This is a genomic window from Cellulomonas hominis (assembly GCF_014201095.1).
In the GTDB taxonomy this organism is placed as follows: domain Bacteria; phylum Actinomycetota; class Actinomycetes; order Actinomycetales; family Cellulomonadaceae; genus Cellulomonas; species Cellulomonas hominis.
Window position 1 is genome coordinate 1,134,802 of the sequence record NZ_JACHDN010000001.1, and the last position, 22,623, is coordinate 1,157,424.

Genomic DNA, 22,623 nt, shown 5'->3' on the forward strand with positions numbered 1-22,623 from the left:
TCGTCGACGTTCACCGGTGCCGGTCTCCTCGCTGTGTCGCCTGTGCCGTGACGCGCGCGCCGGACGCGTCCGATCCGTCCGGCGGGGGTCCGGCGTGCAGCGCAAGCCTGCCACACGCGCGGGACACCGCCACGCGCCCGGGCAGCTGCACCGGGCCCTGGCCGCGCCAGCCGGTGACGAGGTCGTCGACCGCCCGGACGTGCGCCCGCCCGAGCGCCCCCGCCGGCGCCCCGGCGCGCACCGCGGCCGCCCGCAGCGCCCGCCCCCGCAGCGCCGCGGGCGCGCCGGCGAGCACCGCCACGTCGAGCACGACGGCCGCGTCCGCGAGGTCGTCGGTTCCGCCCCCTGCCGCCGGGCGCGACCGACGACCTCGGGCGGAACCGTCGACCTCGGCAGGCGACGGCACGACCAGCGCCCGCTCCAGGAGCTCGGCCGCCAGGGCGTCCAGGGCGTCCGCGTCCTCGCGGAGCAGGTCGGCCGTGCGGGCCAGCGCGGCCGCGACGCCCGGGCCGAGCTCGCGCTCCAGCACGGGGAGCACCCGCGCGCGCAGCCGGGAGCGCAGCGGGTCGCCCTGCGCCGTCCCCGCGTTCGTCGGGTCGTGCCAGGGCGCCAGCCCGAGGGCCGCGCACGCCGCCGCCGTCTGCTCCCGGGTCACGCCGAGCAGGGGCCGCCGGAGCAGCCCGCGCACCGGCGCCATCCCGGCGAGCGAGCGCGCCCCGGAGCCGCGGGCCAGTCCCAGCAGCACCCCCTCGGCCTGGTCGTCGCGGGTGTGCCCCAGCAGCACGGCGGCCGCCCCGTGCCGTGCGGCGGCGTCGAGCAGCGCCGCGTACCGGGCCTCCCGGGCCGCCGCCTCCGGCCCGCCCGGGCCGCCGACCCGCACCGGCACCACCTCGACCGGGTCCAGCCCGAGCCCGCGGCACGCGTCCGCCGCCCGGTCCGAGACCGCCGCGCTGCCCGGCTGGAGCCCGTGGTCCACGACCACGGCCCCGACGGGCCGGGGCTCCCGGCCGCGCGCCCGGGCCACGAACGCCGCGCCGGCCGCGAGCGCGAGGGAGTCGGGGCCGCCCGAGCAGGCGACGAGCACGGGCGCGTCGTCCGGCAGGTCCGCGAGCGCGGCGGTGACCGCCGAACGGACCGCCGCGACGGCGGGGTGCGGTCCGGGCACGTCAGCCGTGCACCCGCCGCACCCAGGCGGCGGGCTCCGCGATCTCGGCCGCGGTCGGCAGCGCCCCCGGGCCGCTCCACACGGCGTTCAGGCCGTCGGTGCCGACCCGGCGGCGCACCGCGCGCACGAACGCGGCGCCGTCCCGGTACTGCGCGAGCTTCACGTCGAGCCCGAGGACCGTGCGCAGCGCCTTGCGCATCGCGCCGGTGCCGGGCGCCCCGGAGCGGCGCGCCTCGAACCGGCGCCGGATGCGCCGCACCGACGGCACGACCGTCCGGCCGACGGCGTCCATCGTCACGTCGGCGTGCCCCTCGAGCAGGGCCATGACCGCGCCGACCTCGTCCAGGGCCACGCGCTGCCGCGGATCGAGGAGGTCGAGCAGCGAGCGCGGGCGCGGGCGCACGGGGTGGTCCGGGTGGTCCGGGTGGTCCGCCCGCACCCGGTCGCGCGGGTCCTCCTCGAGCAGCACCGCGACCTGCCCGGCCAGGTGGTCCACCAGCCAGGGCGCCGCGGCGAACTGCAGGGCGTGCGTCTGCTCGTGCAGGGTCACCCAGAGCCGGAAGTCCGCGGGGTCGACGCCCAGGGCCCGCTCGGTGCCGAGCACGTTCGGGGCGACGAGCAGCAGCGTCCCGGGCGCGGACCACGGGTCGTACTGCCCGAGCACCGCGCCCGACAGCAGGCCGAGGACCGCCGCCACCTGGCCGGCGCCCGCCGTGCCGCGCAGCCCGCGGTCCGGCAGCACGCCGACCCGGTCGGACAGGGACCGCAGGGAGCGCACGTTGGCGCGGGCCCAGGACGCCCGGTCGACGACCCGCACCTCGGGCGCGGGCGGCTCCCCGAGCCGGGTCACGTGGGCCACGTGGGCGGCGGCCACCGGTGCCGCGTCCCGCAGCGCGTCGACCACCTCGACCCGCTCGGCGCGCGACGCGGCGGGCCCGGAGCGCACCGCGCGGGCGGCGAGCCGGGCGGCCAGGTCCCAGTCCACGGCCGGCTGCACCCGACCACGGTAACCACGCGGGGCCGGGACGGGGGTCACCCGCGGCAGCCGCACCCGGCGAGCTGGGTGACGAACCCGTCGAGCGCCTGGCGCGGCAGCGTCTGCCCGACCGCGCCGGTCTGGTCCGCCATCAGCACGAACAGCAGGAGCCGCCCGTCGGCGTCCAGCACCGTGCCCGCGAGCGACGTGACGTCCTTGAGGCTGCCGGTCTTGGCGCGCACGGTCCCGGTGGCCGCGCCGGACTCGAACCGGTGGGTCAGCGTGCCGGTGAGGCCGCCGACCGGCATGCCGGTGCCGACCTCGCGCAGCTCGGGGTGCGCCGGGTCGACGACGAGCTCCAGCAGCCCCAGGAGCATCTGCGGCGGGATCGCGGAGCCCTCGGCGAGCCCGGACGCGTCCTGCAGCACCGCGCCGGTGGTGTCGACCCCGAGCGTCTGCGCGGTGCGCAGCACCGCCTGCGTCGCGCCCTGGAACGAGCCGGGCAGCTCCAGGTCGAGCGCCACCATGCGCGCGACCACCTCGGTGATCGTGTTGTCGGACGTGTCGAGGAAGTACTGCGCGACCTCGGCGACCGGCGCGGACGACACCACCCCGAGCACGTCCCCGGTGGCCGGCTCGGACACCCGGGTGGGGCTGCCGGTCACGGTGATGCCGGCCTCGCCGAGGCGCCGCGCGAACTCCCCCGCCGCCTGCAGCGCCGGGTCCGGGTAGCGGGGCGGGTACTCGCCGGCGGACATCTTCGCGACGTCGACCGCGAGCGCCGCGACGGGGGCCACGTAGCCCATGTTCACGTCCGCGGGGTCCCACCCGGGGGCCAGCCCCGGGCCGGTGAACAGGGTGTCGTCGAGCGCGACGGAGACGGAGTCGATCCCGGCCAGCCGCAGCTGCACGGCGACCTGCGCCGCGAGGTCGGCGAGCCCGGCGCGGCCGTTCACCGCCCCGGCGTCCCCCGCGCCCGCGGCGAGCATCATGTCGCCGCCGCCCACGAGCACCACCTGGTCACCGGCCCCGCGGCGCGCGGTCGTGTCGAACGTCCGCTCCGGGCCGAGCTCGGTGAGCGCGGCGACGCCGGTGACGAGCTTCGCCGTGGACGCCGGCGTCCGGGCCGCGGCCGCACCGTGCTCGGCCAGCACCTCCCCGGTCAGCGCGTCGGCGACCACCGCGCCCACGGACGGCCCGAGCCGCGGGTCAGCGGCGAGCGCGGTGAGCTGGGCCTGCACCTGGGCGGCGTCCGGCTGCGGCGCCGCGGGGTCGAGCCCGGGCAGCACCTCGGCGAGCGTCGCGGCCGCGTCCGCGCCCGGGGCCGTCGGGAACGGGGCCGCCGGGGCCGTCTCGGGCGCCAGGGTCACGACGCCCGGCACGACGTCGTAGGCGTCCGCGGTGGCGTACGCGCCGCCCGCGAGCAGCACGACGAGCAGCGCCGCCCCGACCGTCCTGGCCGTCCGTGCCACCGGCTCACCCGCCTCTCGTCCTGCCACCACCGCGCCGGACCCGCCACCGCGTCGTCCGTGCGTCACACTAGGGGACGAAGTGCGGCGGTCAGCCACCCGGCACCGCCGCCGTGATCAGCTGCCCGTCGCGGCCGACCAGGGGGTCGGTGCGGCGGCGACGAAGGAGCGGGTGTGGAGTTCGACGTCACGATCGAGATCCCGAAGGGCCAGCGCAACAAGTACGAGGTGGACCATGCGACCGGGCGCATCCGGCTCGACCGCATGCTCTTCACCTCGACGCGCTACCCGGACGACTACGGCTTCATCGACGGCACGCTCGGCGAGGACGGCGACCCGCTGGACGCGCTCGTGCTGCTCGAGGAGCCCACGTTCCCGGGCTGCCTGATCCGGTGCCGCGCGCTCGGCATGTTCCGCATGCGCGACGAGGCCGGCGGCGACGACAAGGTGCTGTGCGTCCCCACGGGCGACCAGCGCGCCGCGTGGCGGCAGGACATCGACGACGTGTCGGACTTCCACCGCCTGGAGATCCAGCACTTCTTCGAGGTCTACAAGGACCTGGAGCCCGGCAAGTCCGTCGAGGGCGCGCACTGGGTCGGCCGCGCGGAGGCGGAGGCCGAGATCGAGCGCTCCCGGCAGCGGGCGATCGACGCGGGCTACGACCAGCACTGACGACGAGAGCCCCGGCCCGCACCCGTGAGGGGCGGACCGGGGCTCTCGCGCGTCCGGGTCAGGGCCGGCCGGCGTACGCCATGGAGTTCGTGTAGCGCATCGAGCTGATCTTCACGGTGTTGCCCGGGCTCGGCGCCTCGATGATCTGCCCGCCGCCGATGTACATGGCCACGTGGTAGACCGTGCTCGCGTCGTTCGGGTTGCTGCCCCAGAACACCAGGTCGCCCGGCCGGAGCTCGCTGTACGCGATCTTCTTGACCTGCCGGTACTGGTCGCGCGAGGTCCGGTTGAGCGTCACGCCGCCGGCGCGCCAGGCGCCCTGGGTGAGGCCGGAGCAGTCGTAGCCGTTCGGGCCGGTGCCGCCCCACACGTACGGCAGGCCGATGCGGTCCTTCGCCCAGGCGATGGCGGCCTCGGCGCCCGTGGTCGAGCCGGAGGACGAGCCCCCGCCGCCGCCCGTCGTGGGGGGCGGGGTGGTGGTCGTCGGCGGCGTCGTGGTCGTCGGCGGCGGGGTCGTGGTCGTCGGCGGCGTCGTGGTCGTCGGAGGGGTCGTCGTGGTCGGCGGCGCTGTGGTGCCGCCGCCGGTGCTCGGCGTGCTCGGTGCGCTGGGCGTGCTCGGCGTCTGCGTCCGCTCCGCCTGCGCGGCCGCCTCGGCGCGCTGCCGGCGCTCGGCGTCGACCTGGTCCTGCCGCGCCTGCTCGACCTCGGCGCTGGTGTTCCGGGCCGCGGCGAGCTGGACGATGAGCGACTGCCGCTCGGTCTGCGTGGCGGCGACCGCGGCGTCGGCGTCGGACTGCGCCTGCTCGGCGGCGTCGAGGGCGGACTGCGCCTCGGCGGCGGCCTGCTCCTGCGCCGCCTGGGCCCGCTCGGACGTCGCCTTCAGCGTGGTGGCGACCTGCTCGGCGGCCAGGTAGGTCTGCACCGCCTGGTCGGCCTTGTCGCTGACGTGCGTCAGGGCCTCGCTCCGGGACACGACGTCCTGGAACCCCTCGGCGGACAGCAGCGCCTGCACCGTGTCCATCGAGCCGCCGGAGCGGGCGGCCTCGCGGGCGATGGCGACGAGGGTCGCGCGGGCGTCCGCGAACTGCTCCGTGGCCTGGTCGTACTGCTCGGACGCGCGCTGCGCCTCCTGCTGGGCGGTCGCGAGGTCGGCCTGCGCCTGGGCGTAGGTCTCGCCGGCCTGCGCCACCGCGACCTCGGCGTCGTCCGCGCGGGTGCTGAGCTCGGCGAGGCGGACCTCGATGTCGGCGACGGCACCGGCGGCGCTGGTGACGGCGCGCTGCGCGTCCCGGACGTCCTGGTCGGTGACGTCGGGGTCCGCGAGGGCGACGCCGCCCGCGGGCACCAGCAGCACCGCCGTCGTGATCACCGCGGCGGCGGCACGCCCCGCTCTCGCCCGTCCGGTCGTCCGCACCACGTCCACCTCTCGTCGTCCTGCCCGGTGCCGCCGCGTCGTCCCCGCAGGCCGGACCGGGTGCCGGCTGTCCGGCGCGCCCCGCGGGAACGCTACCCGCTCGATTCACACAAGTGAACAGCCGTCACACCGTTCACATGAGTCACATCGGCGTGGTTCGGGACGAACCGGACACGTCGGCGCCTGATTCACCCGCTCGGCCCGCCCGGCGGCCCCCGGAGCGCCCCGAACACCCCGCGGACGACCGCTGAATGGACAGGCATCCCACATGGCGAGACGGAGGTTCCGCGGCGGCCCGACCGCTCCGTACTGTGGGCGCCATGTCCCGCCGAATGTGTCGCTGACCAGCGCACGCTCGGCTGTGCCCGCAGACCGGTCCACCGGCCCGCGGCACCGGCTCCCCCGCTGAAGCGAACCCGGGGCAGCCGCACACCGGCACCCCCGGCCCGGACCTTCTCCTGGCACGACGCGCGTGCGCACCGCCGTCCGAACCCCCGCCAGCACCCAGCCAGGAGCCGAGATGACCCAGCCGCAGTGGTCCTTCGAGACCCGCCAGATCCACGCCGGCCAGACCCCGGACGCCGCCACCGGCGCCCGCGCGCTGCCGATCTACCAGACCACCTCGTACGTGTTCCCCGACGCCGGCGTCGCCGCCGACCGGTTCGCCCTGAAGGACCTGGGGCCGATCTACACCCGCATCGGCAACCCGACCGTGCAGGCCGTCGAGGACCGCATCGCCTCGCTCGAGGGCGGCGTCGGCGCGCTGCTCGTCGCGTCCGGCCAGGCCGCCGAGACGTACGCCATCCTCAACGTCGCCGAGGCCGGCAGCCACATCGTCGCGAGCCCCAGCCTCTACGGCGGCACGTACAACCTCCTGCACTACACGCTCCCCCGGCTCGGGATCGAGACGACCTTCGTCACCGACCCGCACGACCCGCAGGCGTGGCGTGACGCCGTCCGGCCGAACACCAAGGCCTTCTTCGCCGAGACGGTGCCGAACCCCAAGCAGGACGTCCTCGACATCGAGGCGGTCGCCGGCGTCGCTCACGAGTCCGGCGTGCCGCTCATCGTCGACAACACCGTCGCGACCCCGTACCTGATCCGGCCCCTCGAGTGGGGCGCCGACGTGGTCGTGCACTCGGCCACCAAGTACCTGGGCGGGCACGGCACCGCGATCGGCGGCGTCATCGTCGACGGCGGCACGTTCGACTACGGCGCCGACCCCGAGCGGTACCCGTCGTTCAACCAGCCCGACCCGTCGTACGACGGCCTGGTGTTCGCGCGCGACCTCGGCAAGGACGGCGCGTTCGGCGTCAACCTGTCCTACATCCTGCGGGCGCGCGTGCAGCTGCTGCGCGACCTCGGCGCCGCGATCAGCCCGTTCAGCGCGTTCCTCATCGCGCAGGGCCTGGAGACGCTGTCGCTGCGCGTCGAGCGGCACGTCGCCAACGCCCAGAAGGTCGCCGAGTGGCTCGAGGCGCGCGACGACGTGCTCTCGGTGACCTACGCCGGCCTGCCCTCGCACCCGCAGTACGAGCTGGGCCGCAAGTACGGCCCGCGCGGCACCGGCGCGGTCCTCGCGTTCGAGATCGCGGGCGGGGCCGAGGCCGGCCAGGCGTTCGTGTCGGCGCTGGAGCTGCACTCCAACGTCGCGAACATCGGCGACGTCCGGTCGCTCGTCATCCACCCGGCGTCCACCACCCACAGCCAGCTCACGCCCGAAGAGCAGGCGCTGTCCGGCGTCACCCCCGGGCTGGTCCGGCTGGCCGTCGGCCTGGAGGGGATCGAGGACATCCTCGCCGACCTCGACGCCGGCTTCCGCGCCGCCAAGGGGGCCTGAGCAGCACCGTGACCTTCTCCACCACCCGACCGACGGGCGCCGCGGACTCCGCGGCGCCCGTCGGCGCGCCCGCGTCAGGACGGTCGGCCGTGCCCGAGCCCCGCACCCAGCAGCGCCGCCGGGCGCTCCCCGGCACCCCGCCGCGCGCCTCCTCCGCCTGGCGCGAGGGCGACCCCGTGGGCCGCAGGCAGTTCGCGGACCTCGGGCCGCTCGACCTGGAGGCCGGCGGGCACCTGCCCGGCGTCCGGCTCGCGTACGAGACGTGGGGCGCCCTCGCGCCGGACGGCTCCAACGCCGTGCTCGTGCTGCACGCGCTGACCGGCGACTCGCACGTCACGGGCGAGGCCGGCCCCGGGCACCCCACGCCCGGCTGGTGGTCGACGCTGGTCGGCCCGGGCGCGCCGATCGACACCGACCGCTGGTTCGTCGTGGCCCCGAACGTGCTCGGCGGCTGCCAGGGCAGCACCGGCCCGGCCAGCACCGCGCCCGACGGGCACCCCTGGGGCAGCCGGTTCCCGCAGCTCACCGTGCGGGACCAGGTCGCCGCGGAGGCGCGGCTGGCCGAGCAGCTCGGGATCGGGTCCTGGGCGCTGGTCGTCGGGGCATCCATGGGCGGCCAGCGCGCGCTCGAGTGGGCGGTGACCGTGCCGCACCGGGTCCGCCGCCTCGCCGCGATCGCCACCACCGCGCAGACGTCGGGCGACCAGATCGCCTCGTTCCACACGCAGCTCGCCGCGCTGGCCGCCGACCCGCGGTTCCGCGGCGGGGACTACTACGCGGCCCCCGACGGCGAGGGCCCGCACGTCGGCCTCGGCCTGGCCCGGCAGATCGCGCACCAGACCTACCGCAGCGCCGCCGAGCTGGACCAGCGGTTCGGCCGCATCCCGCAGGGCGGCGAGGAGCCCCTCGACGGCGGCCGGTTCGCAGTGCAGTCCTACCTGGACCACCACGGCGACAAGCTCGCGCGCCGGTTCGACGCCAACACCTACGCGGTGCTGACCCGGTCGATGATCACGCACGACCTGGGCCGGGACCGCGGCGGGGTCGAGGCCGCGCTCGCGACCGTCACCGCGGACACCCTGGTCGTGGCCGTGGACTCCGACCGGCTGTTCCTGCCCGCGCAGTCCGAGCGGATCGCCGCGGGCATCCCCGGCGCCGGGCCGGTCCGCACGCTGCGCACGCCGTACGGGCACGACGGGTTCCTCATCGAGCACGAGCAGCTCGGCCCGCTGGTCCGGGCGCACCTCGAGCGCTGAGGGCGCCGGGCACGGGCACGGGCACGGCCCTGCGGCGCGGTGACCGGAGGGTTCTGCCCGACACGCGCGGCGTGTCGCGGCAGAACCCTCCGGTCGCGCCGGGAAGCAGGCGGGCGGCGGGGCGGTGGGCGGCGGGGCGGCCCGTGGGGGGGGGTCCGTGGCACGCTGACCCCATGGCAGCGACCAGGTCCGGGGACGTCACCGAGCGCGCGGACGTGCTCCGCCGGCAGTGGGGCACGCTGCGCGCGTGGGTCGGCGACGTGGTGGAGGCCGGCGACGGCGGCGCGCCGAGCATCCTCGACGGCTGGACCGTCGCGGACCTCGTGGCGCACCTCGGCCGCGCGATGAGCGCCCTCGCCGCGTGCGAGCCGGCCCCCGCGGGCACCGTCCCGCTGTCGCTCGCGGAGTACCTCGGCACGTACGCGGGCCGGGCGGCGGACATCGACCGCGTCACCCGCGAGCTCGCCGAGCAGATCGCCGACGACCCCCTCCGGCACGTGGACGCCCTGGTCGCGGAGGCGTTCGCCCGGGTGGACGCGCTCGGGCCGGCCGACCGCGTGGTGCAGGCCCGCCGGGGCCCGGTGCTGCTGTCCACGATGATCGCGTCCCGCATCACCGAGCTCGTGGTGCACGCCGACGACCTGCAGCGCTCGCTGGCCCGCGCCCGCGGCGCCGCGCCCGGCACCCGCGCGGAGCTCGGCGACGGCGTCGGACCGCGCCCCGGCGTCCCCGGGGGCCTCGGCCCGGAGGGCGGTCTCGGCGACGGCGTGACCGCCGGCGGCCCGCTCGACGGCGACGCCCTCGACCTGGTCGCCCAGGAGCTGCTGCGGATCGTGCGCGCCCGCGGCGGCTGGGACCTCGAGGTCGTGCAGCCGCTCACCTGGGTGCGCCTGGCGGCCGGCCGCGTCCCGTACGACGTCGACGTGCTGGCGGCGGCCCTCGCCCCCCGCTTCACCTCCGACGCCGTCCCCGACCTGGGCCGCATGCTCCCGATCCTCTAGCCCCCGGGCCGCGCGCCCACGGGACCCTGCCCGGCGCTAGGTTGGGCGCATGCTCGCTGCGTACGTGGACCGGTTCGCGCCCGACGACCCGCTGGCCGGCCTCGTGGTCGGCGAGCGCCCCGCGCCGGAGCCGCGCGAGCACTGGACGACCGTCGACGTCCGCGCCGCCGCGCTCAACCAGCACGACCTCTGGTCGCTCCGCGGCGTCGGCCTGCGGGCCGAGCAGCTGCCGATGATCCTCGGCACCGACGCGGCCGGCGTCGCCCCGGACGGCCGCGAGGTCGTCGTGCACGCCGTGGTCGGCGGGGCGTCCGGGCACGGCGTCGGCCCCGACGAGCCGCGGTCGCTGCTCTCCGAGCGCTACCCCGGCACGCTGGCCGAGCAGGTGGCCGTGCCCACCTGGAACCTCGTCGCGAAGCCCGCCGAGCTGTCCTTCGTCGAGGCCGCGTGCGTCCCGACCGCCTGGCTCACCGCGTACCGGATGCTGTTCGGGACCGGCGGCGCCCAGCCGGGCCAGCGCGTGCTGGTCCAGGGGGCGGGCGGCGGCGTCGCCACCGCGGCGATCCGGCTGGCATCCGCCGCGGGGCTCGAGGTGTGGGCCACCAGCCGCGACGAGGGCCGCCGGGCCCGGGCGCTGGACCTGGGGGCCGCCGGCGCGGTGGCCCCGGGCGAGCGGCTGCCGGCGCGCGCGGACCTCGTGATCGAGACCGTCGGGGCCGCGACGTGGTCGCACTCGGTCCGCTCCGTGCGGCCCGGCGGGACGATCGTCGTCGCGGGCGCGACCACCGGCGACCCCGCCGCGATGGAGGTCCAGCGGCTGTTCTTCCTGGAGATCGCGGTGCGCGGCGCGACCATGGGCAGCCGGCAGGACCTGGAGCAGCTGCTCGCCTTCCTGGCCCGCACGGGCGTGCGGCCGGTGGTCGACTCGACCGTCCCGCTGGCCCGGGTCGGGGACGGCCTGGCACGCTTGGCGCGCGGCGACCAGTTCGGGAAGGTCGTCGCCGAGGTCTAGGGGGGAGCACGATGGCCGGCCGCTGGCAGCCCGACGTCCTGGGCGAGGACTACCGGGTCCGGACCATCGACCTGGCCCCGGACGACGAGGGCGAGGTCGTCGCGAGCCTCGTCCGGTACGCCCCGCCGACCCCGGAGCCCCTGCGGCCGTCCCGGGCCGTGCTCTACCTGCACGGCTGGTCCGACTACTTCTTCCAGACCGGTCTCGCCGAGTTCTGGCACGCGCAGGGGGCCGCGTTCTACGCCCTCGACCTGCGGAAGTACGGCCGCAGCCTGCGCCCGCACCAGACGCCGGGCTACGTCGACGACCTGCGGACGTACGACGAGGAGATCGAGGCCGCGCTCGACCAGATCCACCGCGACCTCGGGCGCTTCGCCCGCGTGATGATCATGGGCCACTCGACGGGCGGCCTGGTCAGCGTGCTGTGGGCGAACCGGCACCCCGGGCGCGTCCACGGGCTGGTGCTGAACTCGCCGTGGCTGGAGCTGCAGGGCGCCGCGGTGGTCCGGCACGTCAGCGCCCCCGCGATCGCCCGGCTCGCCCGGCTGCAGCCGAAGGCGCCGCTGCCGAACATCGACCCCGGCTACTACGGGCGCACGCTGCGGGCCGCGGACGGCGGCGAGTGGACGTACGAGGACGCGTGGCGGCCGGTGCCGTCCTTCCCCGTGCGGGCCGGGTGGCTGGCCGCGATCCTCGCCGGGCACGCCGAGGTCGCGCGCGGCCTGCACATCCCGGTGCCCGTGCTCATGCTCGCGTCGGCGCGGACGCTCATCAGCCCGCGGTGGAGCGAGGACATGCGGGCCGCCGACGTCGTGCTGGACGTCGAGCTGCTCGCGCGCCGGGCCGTCCAGCTCGGGCCCGTGGTGTCCGTGGTGCGGATCGCGGGCGGGCTGCACGACCTCACGCTGTCGCCCGCGCCGGTGCGCGCGCGGCTCTACGCGGAGATCAGCCGGTGGACCGCGGCCTACGGGTGGGCGTGACGCTCAGCGGCTGACGCCGACCGCCTCGCCGAGCGTCGGACCGTCCTCGCCGAACCGCCAGACCCGCCAGCCGTCGGCCGGGGTCTCCAGGTCCGCCGCGGCCGTCGCCGCCGCGTCGGGGTCGGCGTGCAGGCTGCCGTCCTCGAGCTCGAGCAGCCCGTCGGCGCGCAGCGTGGCGACCAGCCGCTGCCCGCGGCGGACGCGGTGCCAGACCAGCTGGGCCGACGCCCGGTCCGCGGCGGCGAGGGCGGCGAGCTCCGGGAGCGGGCGGCCGGACGGGGCGGCGGCGCGGCGGGCGGTCGCCGGCGCCGGGGCGGGCGCCGGGCCGTCCGGGGTGATCGGGGGCAGGAGGGTGGTCTCGTCCGTGCGGGGCGTCGGGGCGGCGTCCGCGGGGGCGGGCGCGGCGTGCCGGTGACCGCCGGCCGGGGCGGCCGGCGGGGCCTCGGGCGCGGGCGCCTCGGCCTCGGGTGCCTCGGCCTCGGGCGCGGGCTCCGGCGCCGGCACCACCGGCGTCGGGTCCGTCACCGCCCCGCGCGGCGTGACCCGCACCGCGCCGGTCCGCGGCCCGGGCTCGACGGCCCGCCGCTCCCCCGCGGTGCTCGTGCGCAGCGGCGAGACGTCCACGTACCGTCGCCCGCCCGGGCCCTGGGTCACCCCGAGCCGCAGCACCTCGACGCGCAGCCCGCCCGTCACGAACTCGACGGCGTCGAGCAGCCCCTCGGCCACGTCGGCGCACACGACGACCAGGCGGACGCCCTCGGCGCCCGCGGTGCGGGTCTGCAGGATCGGGGCGCGGTCACGGAACACCGCGAGGTCGGCCTCGAACGACTCCGCACCGCCGCTGTACATCCGGGCCAGGTCGGCGTGCGACAGCCGCGCGGCGCCGCCCGCGTGCCGCAGCGCCCGCACCAGGCCGGCCTCGTCGAGCAGCTGCACGACCTCGACCACGACCGGCCGCGCCGCGGCGTCCAGCGCGAGCAGGTGCGGGCCGCCCGGGCCGCCCTGCCGCACGGGGAGCACCTGCTCCCCCAGCAGGGCCGTGACGTGGTCGGAGACCAGGCTCGCGGAGTCGGCGTCGAAGGTGTCGGCCCGGGGCCGCATCGGCTGGACGAGGGTCCCCTGGCCGCCGTCGAGCTCGAAGATCGCCATCAGTACGCTGCTCCCTCTCCTGCGCGTCCGCCACCGCCGCCGTCCCCGGCGCGGCCTCCGGTGCCCGGACACCGGCGCCCGCGGGCGTGCTCCACCGCGGGCAGTCTGTCACCCCCGGGCCGTCGTCCGGCCCGGCTCGCACCCATCTGCACGACATGTCCACGCGGTCGCGGCACCGGCGGCGCCGCCGTCCCGCGCGGTCACGACCCGAGCCGCGCCTCCAGCCGTTCGACCTTGCCCGTGAGCTCCCCGGTGTGACCTGGCCGGATGTCGGCCTTGAGCACCAGGCTCACCCGCCCGGCGTGCCGGCCCACCGCCTCGGCGGCGCGGCGCACCACGTCCAGGCACTCGTCCCACTCGCCCTCGATGGTGGTGAACATCGCATCGGTGCGGTGCGGCAGACCCGAGTCGCGCACCACGCGCACGGCGTCCGCCACGGCCTCGGTCACGGACTCCCCCGCACCGAGCGGGGACACGGAGAAGGCCACGAGCATGACACCCACCCTGGCGCAGGGCTCGGCCCCCGTCCACCCCTGCGGGCGGATCGGTGCCCCGGTTCCCTCGTCCGAGCCACGGCCCGGCCGGGGCCGGGGACGCCGCAGGCCCGGCCCCCGAGGGGACCGGGCCTGCGGACGCGTGAGGGGACGGGGCTCAGGCCGCGTCGTCCTCCGAGGTGAGGTTCCGGGTCTTGTTCTGGTCCAGCGGGATCCCGGGGCCGTTGGTGGTCGAGATGGTCGCCTTGGTGATGTAGCGGCCCTTCGACGCGGACGGCTTCAGACGCAGGATCTCCTCCAGCGCCGCGGCGTAGTTCTCCACCAGCGCGGTGTCGGAGAACGACGTCTTGCCGATGATGAAGTGCAGGTTCGCGTGCTTGTCGACACGGAACTCGATCTTGCCGCCCTTGATGTCGGCGACGGCCTTCGCGACGTCCATGGTCACGGTGCCGGTCTTCGGGTTCGGCATGAGGCCGCGCGGGCCGAGCACCTTGCCGAGACGGCCGACCTTGCCCATGAGGTCCGGGGTGGCGACCGCGGAGTCGAAGTCGGTGTACCCGGCCGCGACCTTCTCGATCAGCTCGTCGCCGCCGACCTCGTCCGCACCGGCGGCGCGGGCCTGCTCGGCACGCTCGCCGTTCGCGAAGACGATGACGCGGGCGGTCTTGCCCGTGCCGTGCGGCAGGTTGACGGTGCCGCGCACCATCTGGTCGGCCTTGCGGGGGTCGACGCCGAGCCGGAACGCGACCTCGACGGTCGCGTCGTAGGACGTGGTCGACGTCGCCTGGGCCAGGCGGACCGCCTGGAGCGGCGCGTAGACGGTGCCGTCCTCGATCTTCTCGGCGGCGGCGCGGTACGCCTTGCTGTGCTTCGCCATCTGCTCTCTCTCCTTCAGCAGTCGTGGTCGTCGGGCCGCACAGGGCCCTGCCACTGGTGCCCGCCCCGGCGGGTGCCGGGGCGGGGTGGGTCGGTGAGGGTCAGCCCTCGACCTTGATGCCCATGGAACGGGCGGTGCCGGCGATGATCTTCTCGGCGGCGGCCAGGTCGTTGGCGTTGAGGTCCTCGAGCTTCGTCTGCGCGATCTCGCGGACCTGGTCCGCGCTCAGCGTCGCGACCTTGACGGTGTGCGGCGTGGGCGAGCCCTTCGCGACACCCGCGGCCTTCTTGATGAGCTCGGCGGCCGGCGGCGTCTTCGTGATGAAGGTGAACGAGCGGTCCTCGTACACCGTGATCTCGACGGGGATGACGTTGCCGCGCTGCGACTCGGTCGCCGCGTTGTACGCCTTGCAGAACTCCATGATGTTGACGCCGTGCTGACCGAGCGCGGGGCCGATCGGCGGGGCGGGCGTGGCCGCACCGGCGTTGATCTGGAGCTTGATGAGGCCGGAGACCTTCTTCTTCGGGGGCATGAGCCACCCTTTCTTCTGTCGTGGGCCGACGCCGTGGGCGATGACCCGGTTGCAGTGCCGTCCAGCGCGCCCGGGGGCGCGCGCCGGTCAGATCTTGGCGACCTGGCTGAAGGACAGCTCGACCGGGGTCTCCCGGCCGAAGATGGACACGAGGACCTTGAGCTTCTGGTTCTCGGGGCTGATCTCGGAGATCGTCGCCGGCAGCGTGTCGAACGGGCCGTCGGTGACGGTCACGGACTCGCCGACCGTGAAGTCGACCTCGATCGCGGCGGCGGCCTTCTGCGCCGGGGCGGCGGCCGGGGCCTTCGCCTCGACCGCGGGGGCCAGCATGGAGAACACCTCGTCGAGGGTCAGCGGGACCGGCTGGTGGGTGTGGCCCACGAAGCCCGTGACGCCCGGCGTGTGCCGGACGGCGCCCCACGACTCGTCGGTGAGGTCCATGCGCACGAGGACGTAGCCGGGGATCCGCACGCGGCGCACGACCTTGCGCTGCGCGTTCTTGATCTCGACGACCTCCTCCATCGGGACCTCCACCTGGAAGATGAAGTCCTCCATGTTGAGGCTCTGGGTGCGGTTCTCGAGGTTGGCCTTCACCCGGTTCTCGTAGCCGGCGTACGAGTGGATGACGTACCAGTCGCCGGGCTGCGAGCGGAGCTGCGCCTTGAACGCCGCGACCGGGTCCTCGTCGACGTCGACCTCGGGCTCGACGTCACCGTCGTCCTCGGCCTCGTCCTCGACGTCGGTCCCGTCCTCGGCCTGCGCCTCGTCCGTCACGTCGGCGGGCTCGTCGGAACCCGCCGCGGGGGCCTCGACCGCCTCGACCGACGCGAGGGCGTCGTCGAGCTCGGTCTCGGCCGCACCCAGACCGGGCTCCTGCGATTCCTGCGACACGTGCGAACCTGCTTTCTGCTGCGAGGGGTGGTGCTGAGGTGGCGTGCGCCCTGCCCCGGGCGCCGGAGGCTCAGCCCCCGAAGACCCAGAAGGTGAGCTTCCCGATGCCCAGGTCGACGAGCGTCACGAACGCCATCACGACGGCCACGAAGACCAGGACGACGCTGGTGTAGGTGACGAGCTCGGACCGGGTCGGCCGGACGACCTTCTTCAGCTCGGCGACGACCTGGCGGACGAACAGCGCGATCCGGGCGAACAGGCCGCGGCGCTTCTCCGGGCGGGCGGCCTTGCCGCCACCGGTCCGCTGGGCGGGCTCGCCCGCGTCGGACGCCGCCACGGGTGCCGAGTCGCTCACCTGTTCGTTCCCCTACGTGTCGCGACGCCGGCCGTCGCCGGACGCCTGATGTCGTCCACCGGCCCGCTGGGGTCGGCGGTCCGTGACCACAAACGCAGGGCAGGCGAGACTCGAACTCGCAACCGCCGGTTTTGGAGACCGGTGCGCTACCAATTGCGCCACTACCCTTCGGGGCTGCTCCTCCGTCGTGACGATCCCGCCCTGGAGGGCATGGCTCATCATGGCGGACGTCAACCACCGGTGGACCACTGTACGCGACGGTCGCCCCCGGGTCGAACCGCGCCCCGCGACCCCGGGGCGGACGGCGCGGCCGGGTCGTGAGACGCCCCCGCGTCCACGCGCGCGAGGTCTGCGAGGATGGGCGCCGTGAGCGCGCCCGCCCCCGCCGACCAGCCCGCCCCGACCGCCCGTCGCCGCGTCTCCGCGCGCGTCGGGGGCATCGCCGAGTCCGCGACGCTCGCGGTCGACGCGAAGGCCAAGGCGCTCAAGGCGGCCGGCCGCCCGGTCATCGGCTTCGGCGCCGGCGAGCCCGACTTCCCGACGCCGGACTACATCGTCGAGGCCGCCGTCGCCGCCGCCCGGGACGCCGCGAACCACCGCTACTCCCCCGCCGGCGGCCTGCCGGTCCTCAAGGAGGCGATCGCGGCCAAGACGCTGCGCGACTCCGGCTACGAGGTCTCCCCCGGCGACGTGCTCGTCACGAACGGCGGCAAGCAGGCGGTCTACCAGGCCTTCGCCACGCTGCTCGACCCGGGCGACGAGGTGCTGCTCCCCGGGCCGTACTGGACGACCTACCCGGAGGCGATCCGGCTCGCGGGCGGCGTCCCGGTCGAGGTCATCGCGGGCGTCGACCAGGGCTACAAGGTCACAGTCGAGCAGCTCGAGGCCGCGCGGACGCCGCGGACCAAGGTGCTGCTGTTCTGCTCGCCGTCGAACCCGACCGGCGCGGTGTACACCCCGGAGCAGACCGCCGAGGTCGGCCGCTGGGCGCTGGAGCACGGCATCTGGGTCGTCACCGACGAGATCTACGAGCACCTCACCTACGACGGCGCGGTCGCCACCCCGGTGCTGCGGGCCGTGCCGGAGCTCGCGGACACCACCGTCGTGCTCAACGGCGTCGCCAAGACCTACGCGATGACCGGCTGGCGGGTGGGCTGGATGGTCGGGCCGGCGGACGTCGTCAAGGCCGCCACGAACCTGCAGTCGCACCTGACCTCGAACGTCGCGAACGTCTCGCAGCGCGCGGCGGTCGCGGCGCTCACCGGGGACCTGTCGGCCGTCGCGGCGATGCGCGAGGCCTTCGACCGCCGGCGGCGCACCATGGTCGCGATGCTCGGCGAGATCGACGGTGTCGTGATCCCGGCGCCGGAGGGCGCGTTCTACGCGTACCCGTCGGTGCACGGGCTGCTCGGGCGCACGGTCCGCGGCGTCACGCCGACGACGTCGGCCGAGCTCGCCGCGCTGCTGCTCGACCAGGCCGAGGTCGCGGTCGTCCCGGGCGAGGCGTTCGGCCCGTCGGGCTACCTGCGGCTGTCGTACGCGCTGGGCGACGCGGACCTCGCCGAGGGCGTGGGGCGCATCCAGGCGCTGCTCGCGGAGGGCTGACCTGCGCGTCCACCGATCGGTGGACGCCGGGTCCCGCCCCCCGGTCGTCGCGGCGGGGCGGCCCCGCGCGGCACGCTCGATGCCATGGACGACAACGACCTCGCGGTCCGGGTGACCGGGCTGCAGAAGCGGTACGGCGCCAAGCGCGCCGTCGACGGGCTGGACCTCACGGTCGCCCGCGGGGAGATCGTCGCGGTCCTCGGCCCGAACGGCGCCGGGAAGACCACGACGGTGGAGATCCTCGAGGGCTACCGGCGGCGGGACGGCGGGGACGTCCGCGTGCTCGGGCAGGACCCGCAGACGGCGGGCCGCGACTGGCGCGCCCGGATCGGCATCGTGCTGCAGAGCAGCAACGACCTGGCCGAGGCGACGGTCTCCGAGCTGGTGCACCACTTCGCCCGGTACTACCCGGACCCGCGGGACCCGGAGGAGGTCATCGACGCCGTCGGGCTGCGTGAGAAGGTCCGCACCCGCACGCGGCAGCTCTCCGGGGGCCAGCGGCGGCGGCTGGACGTCGCGCTCGGCATCGTCGGGCGGCCCGAGCTGCTGTTCCTCGACGAGCCGACCACGGGCTTCGACCCCGAGGCCCGGCACGCGTTCTGGGACCTCATCGCGGGGCTGCGGGACGGCGGCACGACCATCGTGCTCACCACGCACTACCTGGAGGAGGCCGAGCACCTGGCCGACCGGGTGGCCGTCGTCCGCGCGGGCCACGTCGTCGCGGTCGACACCCCGGCCGACCTCGGCGGGCGGTCCGCCCGGCGCGCGGTCGTGCAGTGGACCGAGGGCGGCGAGGTCCGCCGCGAGCAGACCGACGCCCCGACGGCGGTGGTCGCGGCGCTCGGCGCCCGGCTCGGCGGCGAGGTCCCCGGCCTGCAGGTCGTCCGGCCGACGCTCGAGGACGTGTACCTCGGGCTGATCGCCGACGACGAGGACACCACCCCGGCGGGCGAGCCCGCCCTGGCGACGACGGAGGCCGCGCGATGAGCGCCACGACCCTGGACCGGACGACGACCGGCCGGCTGCCCGGCGCGCTGCGGCTCGGCTACGAGCGCGCCCGGTACGAGATCCGCGGGTTCTTCCGCGAGCGCGACGCGGTGATCTTCATCTTCGCGTACCCGATCATCATGCTGGCGATCTTCGCCACGGTGTTCGGGCAGGACGGCGGCGAGGCGGCCCCGGGCATCCCGTTCGCGCAGTACTTCCTGCCCGGCATGATCGCCACCGGCATCCTGCTGTCGTCGTTCCAGTCGCTCGCGGTGTCGATCCCCGTGGAGCGCGACGAGGGCGGGCTGAAGCGGCTCGGCGGGACCCCGCTGCCGCCGGCGGCGTACTTCCTCGGCAAGGTCGGGCAGGTGCTCGTCACGTCGGTGGTCCAGGTCGTGCTGCTGCTGGCGGTCGCCGCCCTCTTGTTCGACGTCGCGCTGCCGGACACCGCGGCCGAGTGGGGCACGTTCGCGTGGGTGTTCGTGCTCGGCACCGCGTCCGGCGCGATCTGCGGGGTCGGCTTCTCGTCCCTGCCGCGGTCGGGCCGGTCCGCGAGCGCCGTCGTCACCCCGGTGGTGCTGGTGCTGCAGTTCATCTCCGGCGTGTTCTTCCAGTTCTACTCGCTGCCGACCTGGATGCAGCAGGTGGCGTCGGTGTTCCCGCTGAAGTGGCTGGCCCAGGGCATGCGGTCGGTGTTCCTACCGGACTCCGCGAAGTCGCTGGAGCCGAGCGGCGAGTGGCAGCTCGGGGCCGTCGCGGCGGTCCTGCTGGTCTGGCTCGTCGCGGGACTCGTCGTGGGGGTCCGGACCTTCCGGTGGCGTCGGCGTGACGACGGCTGACCTGCGCCACACTGGGGCGATGAGGACGGGTGAGCAGCCGGTGGCCGGCGCGCGGGGGGCGCAGCCGGTCACCGGCGGCACGCCCGGGTGGTTCCTCCCGGGCGCCGAGGAGCGGCCCGACGACTCCGGCGCCGAGCGCACCGAGTTCTGGCGCCGCGCCCTCGCCGGGTGGGACGTCGCGTTCTACGTCCTGCTCGCGATCAGCGCCGTGTCCATCGTCACGGTCGCCGACACGTTCCCGCCCGACGGGGCCACGTGGGCGGCGCTCGGTGGCCTGACGGTGCTGCTGGCGGCGTACGTGCTCGTCGGCCGCCGCGGCGCGCAGCGGGGCGACCTGCGGCTGACCCGCGCCTACCTGGTCGTCCTCGTGCTGGTGGTGTCGCTGTGCAGCGGCGTGAGCACGATCGGCTCGATCCTGCTGTTCGTCGGGTTCTCCCAGGTCTGGTTCTTCGCGGCGTCGCTGCGCGAGGGCGTCGTGGCCTCGGTGGTGCTGGCGGTGGCCAGCTGCGTGACGATCGCCGGCGGGGCGTTCGCGTCCGGCGAGCGTCCGACGACGGGGGACCTCGTCGTGCTGGCGGCGCAGATGTCGGTCGGCCTGATCTTCTCGCTCGCCCTCGGGATGTGGATCACCCGGGTCGCGGAGCGGTCGGAGGAGCGCGCCGAGCTGCTCGAGCGGCTGGAGGCGACGCAGGCCGCGCTGGCCGCCAGCCACCACGCGGCGGGCGTCGTGGCCGAGCGGGAGCGCATGGCGCAGGAGATCCACGACACCCTCGCCCAGGGCTTCACCAGCGTGGTGATGCTGGCCCAGACGGCGCAGGCGCAGATCGAGGTCGGGCGCCCGGAGCAGGCCGCCGACCGGCTGGCGCAGATCGAGCAGGTGGCGCGCGACAACCTGGCCGAGGCGCGCGCCCTGGTCGCCGCGTTCGGCCCGGCCGCGCTGGCCGACGCCACGCTCGCGGAGGCGCTGGTGCGGCTCGGCGAGCGGTTCCGCGCCGAGACCGGCGTGCAGGTCGAGGTCGTGCTCGCGGACGTCGGCGACGCCTCGCGGGACACCGAGGTGGTGCTGCTGCGGGCCGCCCAGGAGGCGCTCGCGAACGTCCGCAAGCACGCCGGCGCGCGCCGGGTGCTGCTGCGGCTGCAGCGGGAGGACGGGGCCGTGGCGCTCGAGGTCCTGGACGACGGGCAGGGCCTCGCGCCCGGCACCGCCGAGGGCGTCGGGCTGCGCGGCATGCGGGACCGGGTGGCGGCGGGCGGCGGCACGCTCGACGTCGCCGGCGAGCCCGGGCGCGGGACCCGGGTGCGGCTGGCGATGCCGCTCGGGACGAGGACACGGGACGGGGACGGGACGGCGTGACGGACGCGACGGTGCGGGTGCTGGTGGCGGACGACCACCCGGTGGTGCGGTCGGGGCTGGCGGGGCTGCTGGCGGTGGAGCCGGACATCGAGGTCGTCGGGGAGGTCGCCGACGGCGCGGCGGCGGTCGAGGCGGCGCGGGAGCTGCGCCCCGACCTGGTGCTCATGGACCTGCGGATGCCCGTGCTCGACGGCGCGGCCGCCACGGCGCGGATCACCGCGGAGCTGCCCGGCGTGCGAGTGCTCGTGCTGACCACCTACGAGACGGACGCCGACATCCTGCGGGCCGTCGAGGCCGGCGCCACCGGGTACCTGCTCAAGGACACCCCGCGCGAGCAGCTCGTCGCCGGGGTGCGCGGGGCCGCGCGCGGGGAGTCCGCGCTGTCGCCGTCGGTGGCGTCCCGGCTGGTGCAGCAGGTGCGCGGCGAGACCGACCGGCTGACCGCCCGGGAGCTCGAGGTGCTGGCCGGGGTCGCGCGCGGGCTGTCGAACGCGGCGATCGGCCGGGAGCTGTTCATCGCGGAGGCCACCGTGAAGACGCACCTGCTGCGGTCGTTCGGGAAGCTCGGGGTCGACGACCGGACGGCGGCGGTCACCGTGGCGATGCAGCGCGGGCTGCTGCCGACGCCCTGACGCGCGGGGGCGCCGGACGCGACAGGCACCCCGGGCGCGCCGCGAGTCGTGGTCGGCCGGTCCGTCGGGCAGACTCACGGGGTGCGAGACCTGGCCACCCTCCCCAAGGCCCACCTGCACCTGCACTTCACCGGGTCGATGCGGGTGCCCACCCTCGCGGAGCTGGCCGCCGACCGCGGTGTCCGGCTGCCCGCGGCCCTGCTGGACGACGAGGGCCTGCGGGTCCCGGCGGACGAGCGCGGGTGGTTCCGGTTCCAGCGGCTGTACGACGCGGCGCGCGCCTGCGTGCGGGGCGAGGCCGACCTGCGGCGCATCGTCCGGGAGGCCGCGACCGACGACGCCGCGGAGGGGTCCGGCCGGCTGGAGATCCAGGTCGACCCCACGTCGTACGCCCCGCCGGTCGGGGGCATCACGCCCGCGCTGGAGATCGTGCTCGACGAGGCGCGGTCGGCGGGCGAGGCGCTGGGCATCGAGGTCGGCGTGGTCGTCGCCGCCTCCCGGATGCGGCACCCCCTGGACGCGCGGATCCTCGCCCGGCTGGCCGCCCGGTACGCCGGCGACGGCAACGGCGAGGTCGTCGGCTTCGGCCTGAGCAACGACGAGCGGCGCGGCGAGACCGCCGAGTTCGCGCCGGCGTTCGCCATCGCCCGCCGGGCCGGTCTGGCGTCGGTCCCGCACGGCGGCGAGCTGCTCGGGCCGCCCCACGTCGAGGACGTCCTCGAGGCGCTGGCGCCCGACCGGCTCGGGCACGGGGTGCGGTCCGCGGAGGACGGGGCGCTGCTGCGCCGGATCGTGGACCGCGGGATCGCCCTGGAGGTGTGCCCGGCGTCGAACGTGTCGCTCGGGGTCTACCGGGAGCCCGCCGATGTGCCGCTGCGCGCGCTGGTCGAGGCGGGGGCGACCGTGGCGCTCGGGGCGGACGACCCGTTGCTGTTCGGGTCGCGGCTGGTGGACCAGTACACGGCGGCGCGGGAGGTGCACGGCTTCACCGACCCGGAGCTCGCGGACCTGGCCCGCGCGTCGATCCGGGCGAGCCGCGCGGGTGACGGCACCAAGGCGCGGCTGCTCGCGGGGGTCGACGCGTGGCTCGCCGCCGACCCGGTTGCCCAACTCCCCGGTTGAG

General features: G+C 76.2%; 22 protein-coding genes and 1 tRNA gene. 12 read left to right on the forward strand and 11 right to left on the reverse strand.

Annotation, left to right across the window (positions count from 1 at the left end):
* Nucleotides 1-10: 10 nt before the first annotated feature.
* The 3 genes from tilS to dacB are packed head-to-tail and all read right to left on the reverse strand — an operon-like array spanning nucleotide 11 to nucleotide 3,613.
* Nucleotides 11-1,165: a tRNA lysidine(34) synthetase TilS gene (gene tilS, locus HNR08_RS05265; protein WP_146835893.1), complete on the reverse strand. Its 1,155-nt coding sequence runs from the start codon at nucleotides 1,163-1,165 to the stop codon at nucleotides 11-13.
* A gap of 1 nt (nucleotide 1,166) precedes the next feature.
* Complete coding sequence (locus HNR08_RS05270) at nucleotides 1,167-2,162, reverse strand: zinc-dependent metalloprotease (protein WP_146835890.1); 996 nt, start codon at nucleotides 2,160-2,162, stop codon at nucleotides 1,167-1,169.
* A 35-nt stretch (nucleotides 2,163-2,197) separates the two neighbouring features.
* On the reverse strand, nucleotides 2,198-3,613 hold the full coding sequence (dacB, locus tag HNR08_RS05275; protein ID WP_146835887.1) for a D-alanyl-D-alanine carboxypeptidase/D-alanyl-D-alanine endopeptidase: 1,416 nt from the start codon (nucleotides 3,611-3,613) through the stop codon (nucleotides 2,198-2,200).
* Nucleotides 3,614-3,784: 171 nt separating this feature from the next.
* On the opposite strand from dacB, the gene HNR08_RS05280 reads away from it, so the two are divergent.
* On the forward strand, nucleotides 3,785-4,282 hold the full coding sequence (locus HNR08_RS05280) for an inorganic diphosphatase (RefSeq protein WP_146835884.1): 498 nt from the start codon (nucleotides 3,785-3,787) through the stop codon (nucleotides 4,280-4,282).
* A 58-nt stretch (nucleotides 4,283-4,340) separates the two neighbouring features.
* Here HNR08_RS05280 and HNR08_RS05285 read toward each other — a convergent pair whose 3' ends face one another.
* Entirely contained in the window at nucleotides 4,341-5,696 is a 1,356-nt protein-coding gene (locus tag HNR08_RS05285) for a C40 family peptidase (RefSeq protein ID WP_146835881.1), read from the reverse strand.
* A 520-nt stretch (nucleotides 5,697-6,216) separates the two neighbouring features.
* Between HNR08_RS05285 and HNR08_RS05290 the strand changes: the two genes are divergently transcribed.
* The 5 genes from HNR08_RS05290 to HNR08_RS05310 all read left to right on the forward strand — a co-directional run bounded on the left by HNR08_RS05290 (nucleotide 6,217) and on the right by HNR08_RS05310 (nucleotide 11,785).
* Nucleotides 6,217-7,536: a bifunctional o-acetylhomoserine/o-acetylserine sulfhydrylase gene (locus HNR08_RS05290; RefSeq protein ID WP_146835878.1), complete on the forward strand. Its 1,320-nt coding sequence runs from the start codon at nucleotides 6,217-6,219 to the stop codon at nucleotides 7,534-7,536.
* An 89-nt stretch (nucleotides 7,537-7,625) separates the two neighbouring features.
* Nucleotides 7,626-8,792, forward strand: a complete 1,167-nt coding sequence (gene metX, locus HNR08_RS05295) for a homoserine O-acetyltransferase MetX (RefSeq protein WP_246803010.1) — start codon at nucleotides 7,626-7,628, stop codon at nucleotides 8,790-8,792.
* A gap of 173 nt (nucleotides 8,793-8,965) precedes the next feature.
* Nucleotides 8,966-9,793, forward strand: coding sequence for a maleylpyruvate isomerase N-terminal domain-containing protein (locus HNR08_RS05300; RefSeq protein WP_146835871.1), 828 nt, complete (start codon nucleotides 8,966-8,968; stop codon nucleotides 9,791-9,793).
* 49 nt (nucleotides 9,794-9,842) lie between these two features.
* Nucleotides 9,843-10,805, forward strand: coding sequence for a zinc-binding dehydrogenase (locus HNR08_RS05305; protein WP_183834823.1), 963 nt, complete (start codon nucleotides 9,843-9,845; stop codon nucleotides 10,803-10,805).
* Between the two features lie 11 nt (nucleotides 10,806-10,816).
* Nucleotides 10,817-11,785: an alpha/beta hydrolase gene (locus HNR08_RS05310; protein ID WP_146839606.1), complete on the forward strand. Its 969-nt coding sequence runs from the start codon at nucleotides 10,817-10,819 to the stop codon at nucleotides 11,783-11,785.
* A 3-nt stretch (nucleotides 11,786-11,788) separates the two neighbouring features.
* Here the strand turns inward: HNR08_RS05310 and HNR08_RS05315 are convergent, their stop codons facing one another.
* The 7 genes from HNR08_RS05315 to HNR08_RS05345 form a co-directional block, all read right to left on the reverse strand.
* Nucleotides 11,789-12,934: a restriction system modified-DNA reader domain-containing protein gene (locus HNR08_RS05315; protein ID WP_146839604.1), complete on the reverse strand. Its 1,146-nt coding sequence runs from the start codon at nucleotides 12,932-12,934 to the stop codon at nucleotides 11,789-11,791.
* A 200-nt stretch (nucleotides 12,935-13,134) separates the two neighbouring features.
* Complete coding sequence (locus HNR08_RS05320) at nucleotides 13,135-13,428, reverse strand: thiamine-binding protein (protein ID WP_146839602.1); 294 nt, start codon at nucleotides 13,426-13,428, stop codon at nucleotides 13,135-13,137.
* 157 nt (nucleotides 13,429-13,585) lie between these two features.
* Entirely contained in the window at nucleotides 13,586-14,305 is a 720-nt protein-coding gene (rplA, locus tag HNR08_RS05325; RefSeq protein WP_146839600.1) for a 50S ribosomal protein L1, read from the reverse strand.
* Between the two features lie 100 nt (nucleotides 14,306-14,405).
* A complete protein-coding gene (gene rplK, locus HNR08_RS05330; protein WP_146839598.1) occupies nucleotides 14,406-14,837 on the reverse strand; it encodes a 50S ribosomal protein L11 in 432 nt (143 codons plus the stop codon).
* An 87-nt stretch (nucleotides 14,838-14,924) separates the two neighbouring features.
* A complete protein-coding gene (gene nusG, locus HNR08_RS05335; protein ID WP_146839596.1) occupies nucleotides 14,925-15,728 on the reverse strand; it encodes a transcription termination/antitermination protein NusG in 804 nt (267 codons plus the stop codon).
* Between the two features lie 70 nt (nucleotides 15,729-15,798).
* A complete protein-coding gene (secE, locus tag HNR08_RS05340; protein WP_146839594.1) occupies nucleotides 15,799-16,083 on the reverse strand; it encodes a preprotein translocase subunit SecE in 285 nt (94 codons plus the stop codon).
* Between the two features lie 95 nt (nucleotides 16,084-16,178).
* Nucleotides 16,179-16,251, reverse strand: a tRNA-Trp gene (locus HNR08_RS05345).
* A 189-nt stretch (nucleotides 16,252-16,440) separates the two neighbouring features.
* On the opposite strand from HNR08_RS05345, the gene HNR08_RS05350 reads away from it, so the two are divergent.
* From HNR08_RS05350 to HNR08_RS05375, 6 genes are all read left to right on the forward strand, one after another.
* The gene (locus HNR08_RS05350; protein WP_146839592.1) at nucleotides 16,441-17,688 is read left to right on the forward strand and encodes a pyridoxal phosphate-dependent aminotransferase; all 1,248 of its coding nucleotides are present in this window, start codon (nucleotides 16,441-16,443) and stop codon (nucleotides 17,686-17,688) included.
* A gap of 84 nt (nucleotides 17,689-17,772) precedes the next feature.
* A complete protein-coding gene (locus HNR08_RS05355) occupies nucleotides 17,773-18,675 on the forward strand; it encodes an ABC transporter ATP-binding protein (RefSeq protein WP_146839590.1) in 903 nt (300 codons plus the stop codon).
* Nucleotides 18,672-19,514, forward strand: a complete 843-nt coding sequence (locus HNR08_RS05360; protein ID WP_146839588.1) for an ABC transporter permease — start codon at nucleotides 18,672-18,674, stop codon at nucleotides 19,512-19,514. The genes HNR08_RS05355 and HNR08_RS05360 overlap by 4 nt, the downstream gene beginning before the upstream one ends.
* A 19-nt stretch (nucleotides 19,515-19,533) precedes the next feature.
* Complete coding sequence (locus tag HNR08_RS05365; RefSeq protein ID WP_146839586.1) at nucleotides 19,534-20,868, forward strand: sensor histidine kinase; 1,335 nt, start codon at nucleotides 19,534-19,536, stop codon at nucleotides 20,866-20,868.
* On the forward strand, nucleotides 20,865-21,500 hold the full coding sequence (locus HNR08_RS05370) for a response regulator (RefSeq protein ID WP_222596026.1): 636 nt from the start codon (nucleotides 20,865-20,867) through the stop codon (nucleotides 21,498-21,500). Before HNR08_RS05365 ends, HNR08_RS05370 begins: the two co-directional genes overlap by 4 nt.
* Nucleotides 21,501-21,581: 81 nt before the next feature.
* A complete protein-coding gene (locus HNR08_RS05375; protein ID WP_146839584.1) occupies nucleotides 21,582-22,622 on the forward strand; it encodes an adenosine deaminase in 1,041 nt (346 codons plus the stop codon).
* Nucleotide 22,623: the final 1 nt, after the last annotated feature.

What these genes read in the sequence shown, in the direction of transcription:
- HNR08_RS05290 (WP_146835878.1), top strand. Translation starts at nt 6,217, where the DNA reads ATGACCCAGCCGCAGTGGTCCTTCGAGACCCGCCAGATCCACGCCGGC.
- HNR08_RS05300 (WP_146835871.1), top strand. Translation starts at nt 8,966, where the DNA reads ATGGCAGCGACCAGGTCCGGGGACGTCACCGAGCGCGCGGACGTGCTC.
- HNR08_RS05305 (WP_183834823.1), top strand. Translation starts at nt 9,843, where the DNA reads ATGCTCGCTGCGTACGTGGACCGGTTCGCGCCCGACGACCCGCTGGCC.
- HNR08_RS05310 (WP_146839606.1), top strand. Translation starts at nt 10,817, where the DNA reads ATGGCCGGCCGCTGGCAGCCCGACGTCCTGGGCGAGGACTACCGGGTC.
- HNR08_RS05315 (WP_146839604.1), bottom strand. Translation starts at nt 12,934, where the DNA reads ATGGCGATCTTCGAGCTCGACGGCGGCCAGGGGACCCTCGTCCAGCCG.
- HNR08_RS05320 (WP_146839602.1), bottom strand. Translation starts at nt 13,428, where the DNA reads ATGCTCGTGGCCTTCTCCGTGTCCCCGCTCGGTGCGGGGGAGTCCGTG.
- rplA (WP_146839600.1), bottom strand. Translation starts at nt 14,305, where the DNA reads ATGGCGAAGCACAGCAAGGCGTACCGCGCCGCCGCCGAGAAGATCGAG.
- rplK (WP_146839598.1), bottom strand. Translation starts at nt 14,837, where the DNA reads ATGCCCCCGAAGAAGAAGGTCTCCGGCCTCATCAAGCTCCAGATCAAC.
- HNR08_RS05350 (WP_146839592.1), top strand. Translation starts at nt 16,441, where the DNA reads ATGGGCGCCGTGAGCGCGCCCGCCCCCGCCGACCAGCCCGCCCCGACC.
- HNR08_RS05355 (WP_146839590.1), top strand. Translation starts at nt 17,773, where the DNA reads ATGGACGACAACGACCTCGCGGTCCGGGTGACCGGGCTGCAGAAGCGG.
- HNR08_RS05360 (WP_146839588.1), top strand. Translation starts at nt 18,672, where the DNA reads ATGAGCGCCACGACCCTGGACCGGACGACGACCGGCCGGCTGCCCGGC.
- HNR08_RS05365 (WP_146839586.1), top strand. Translation starts at nt 19,534, where the DNA reads ATGAGGACGGGTGAGCAGCCGGTGGCCGGCGCGCGGGGGGCGCAGCCG.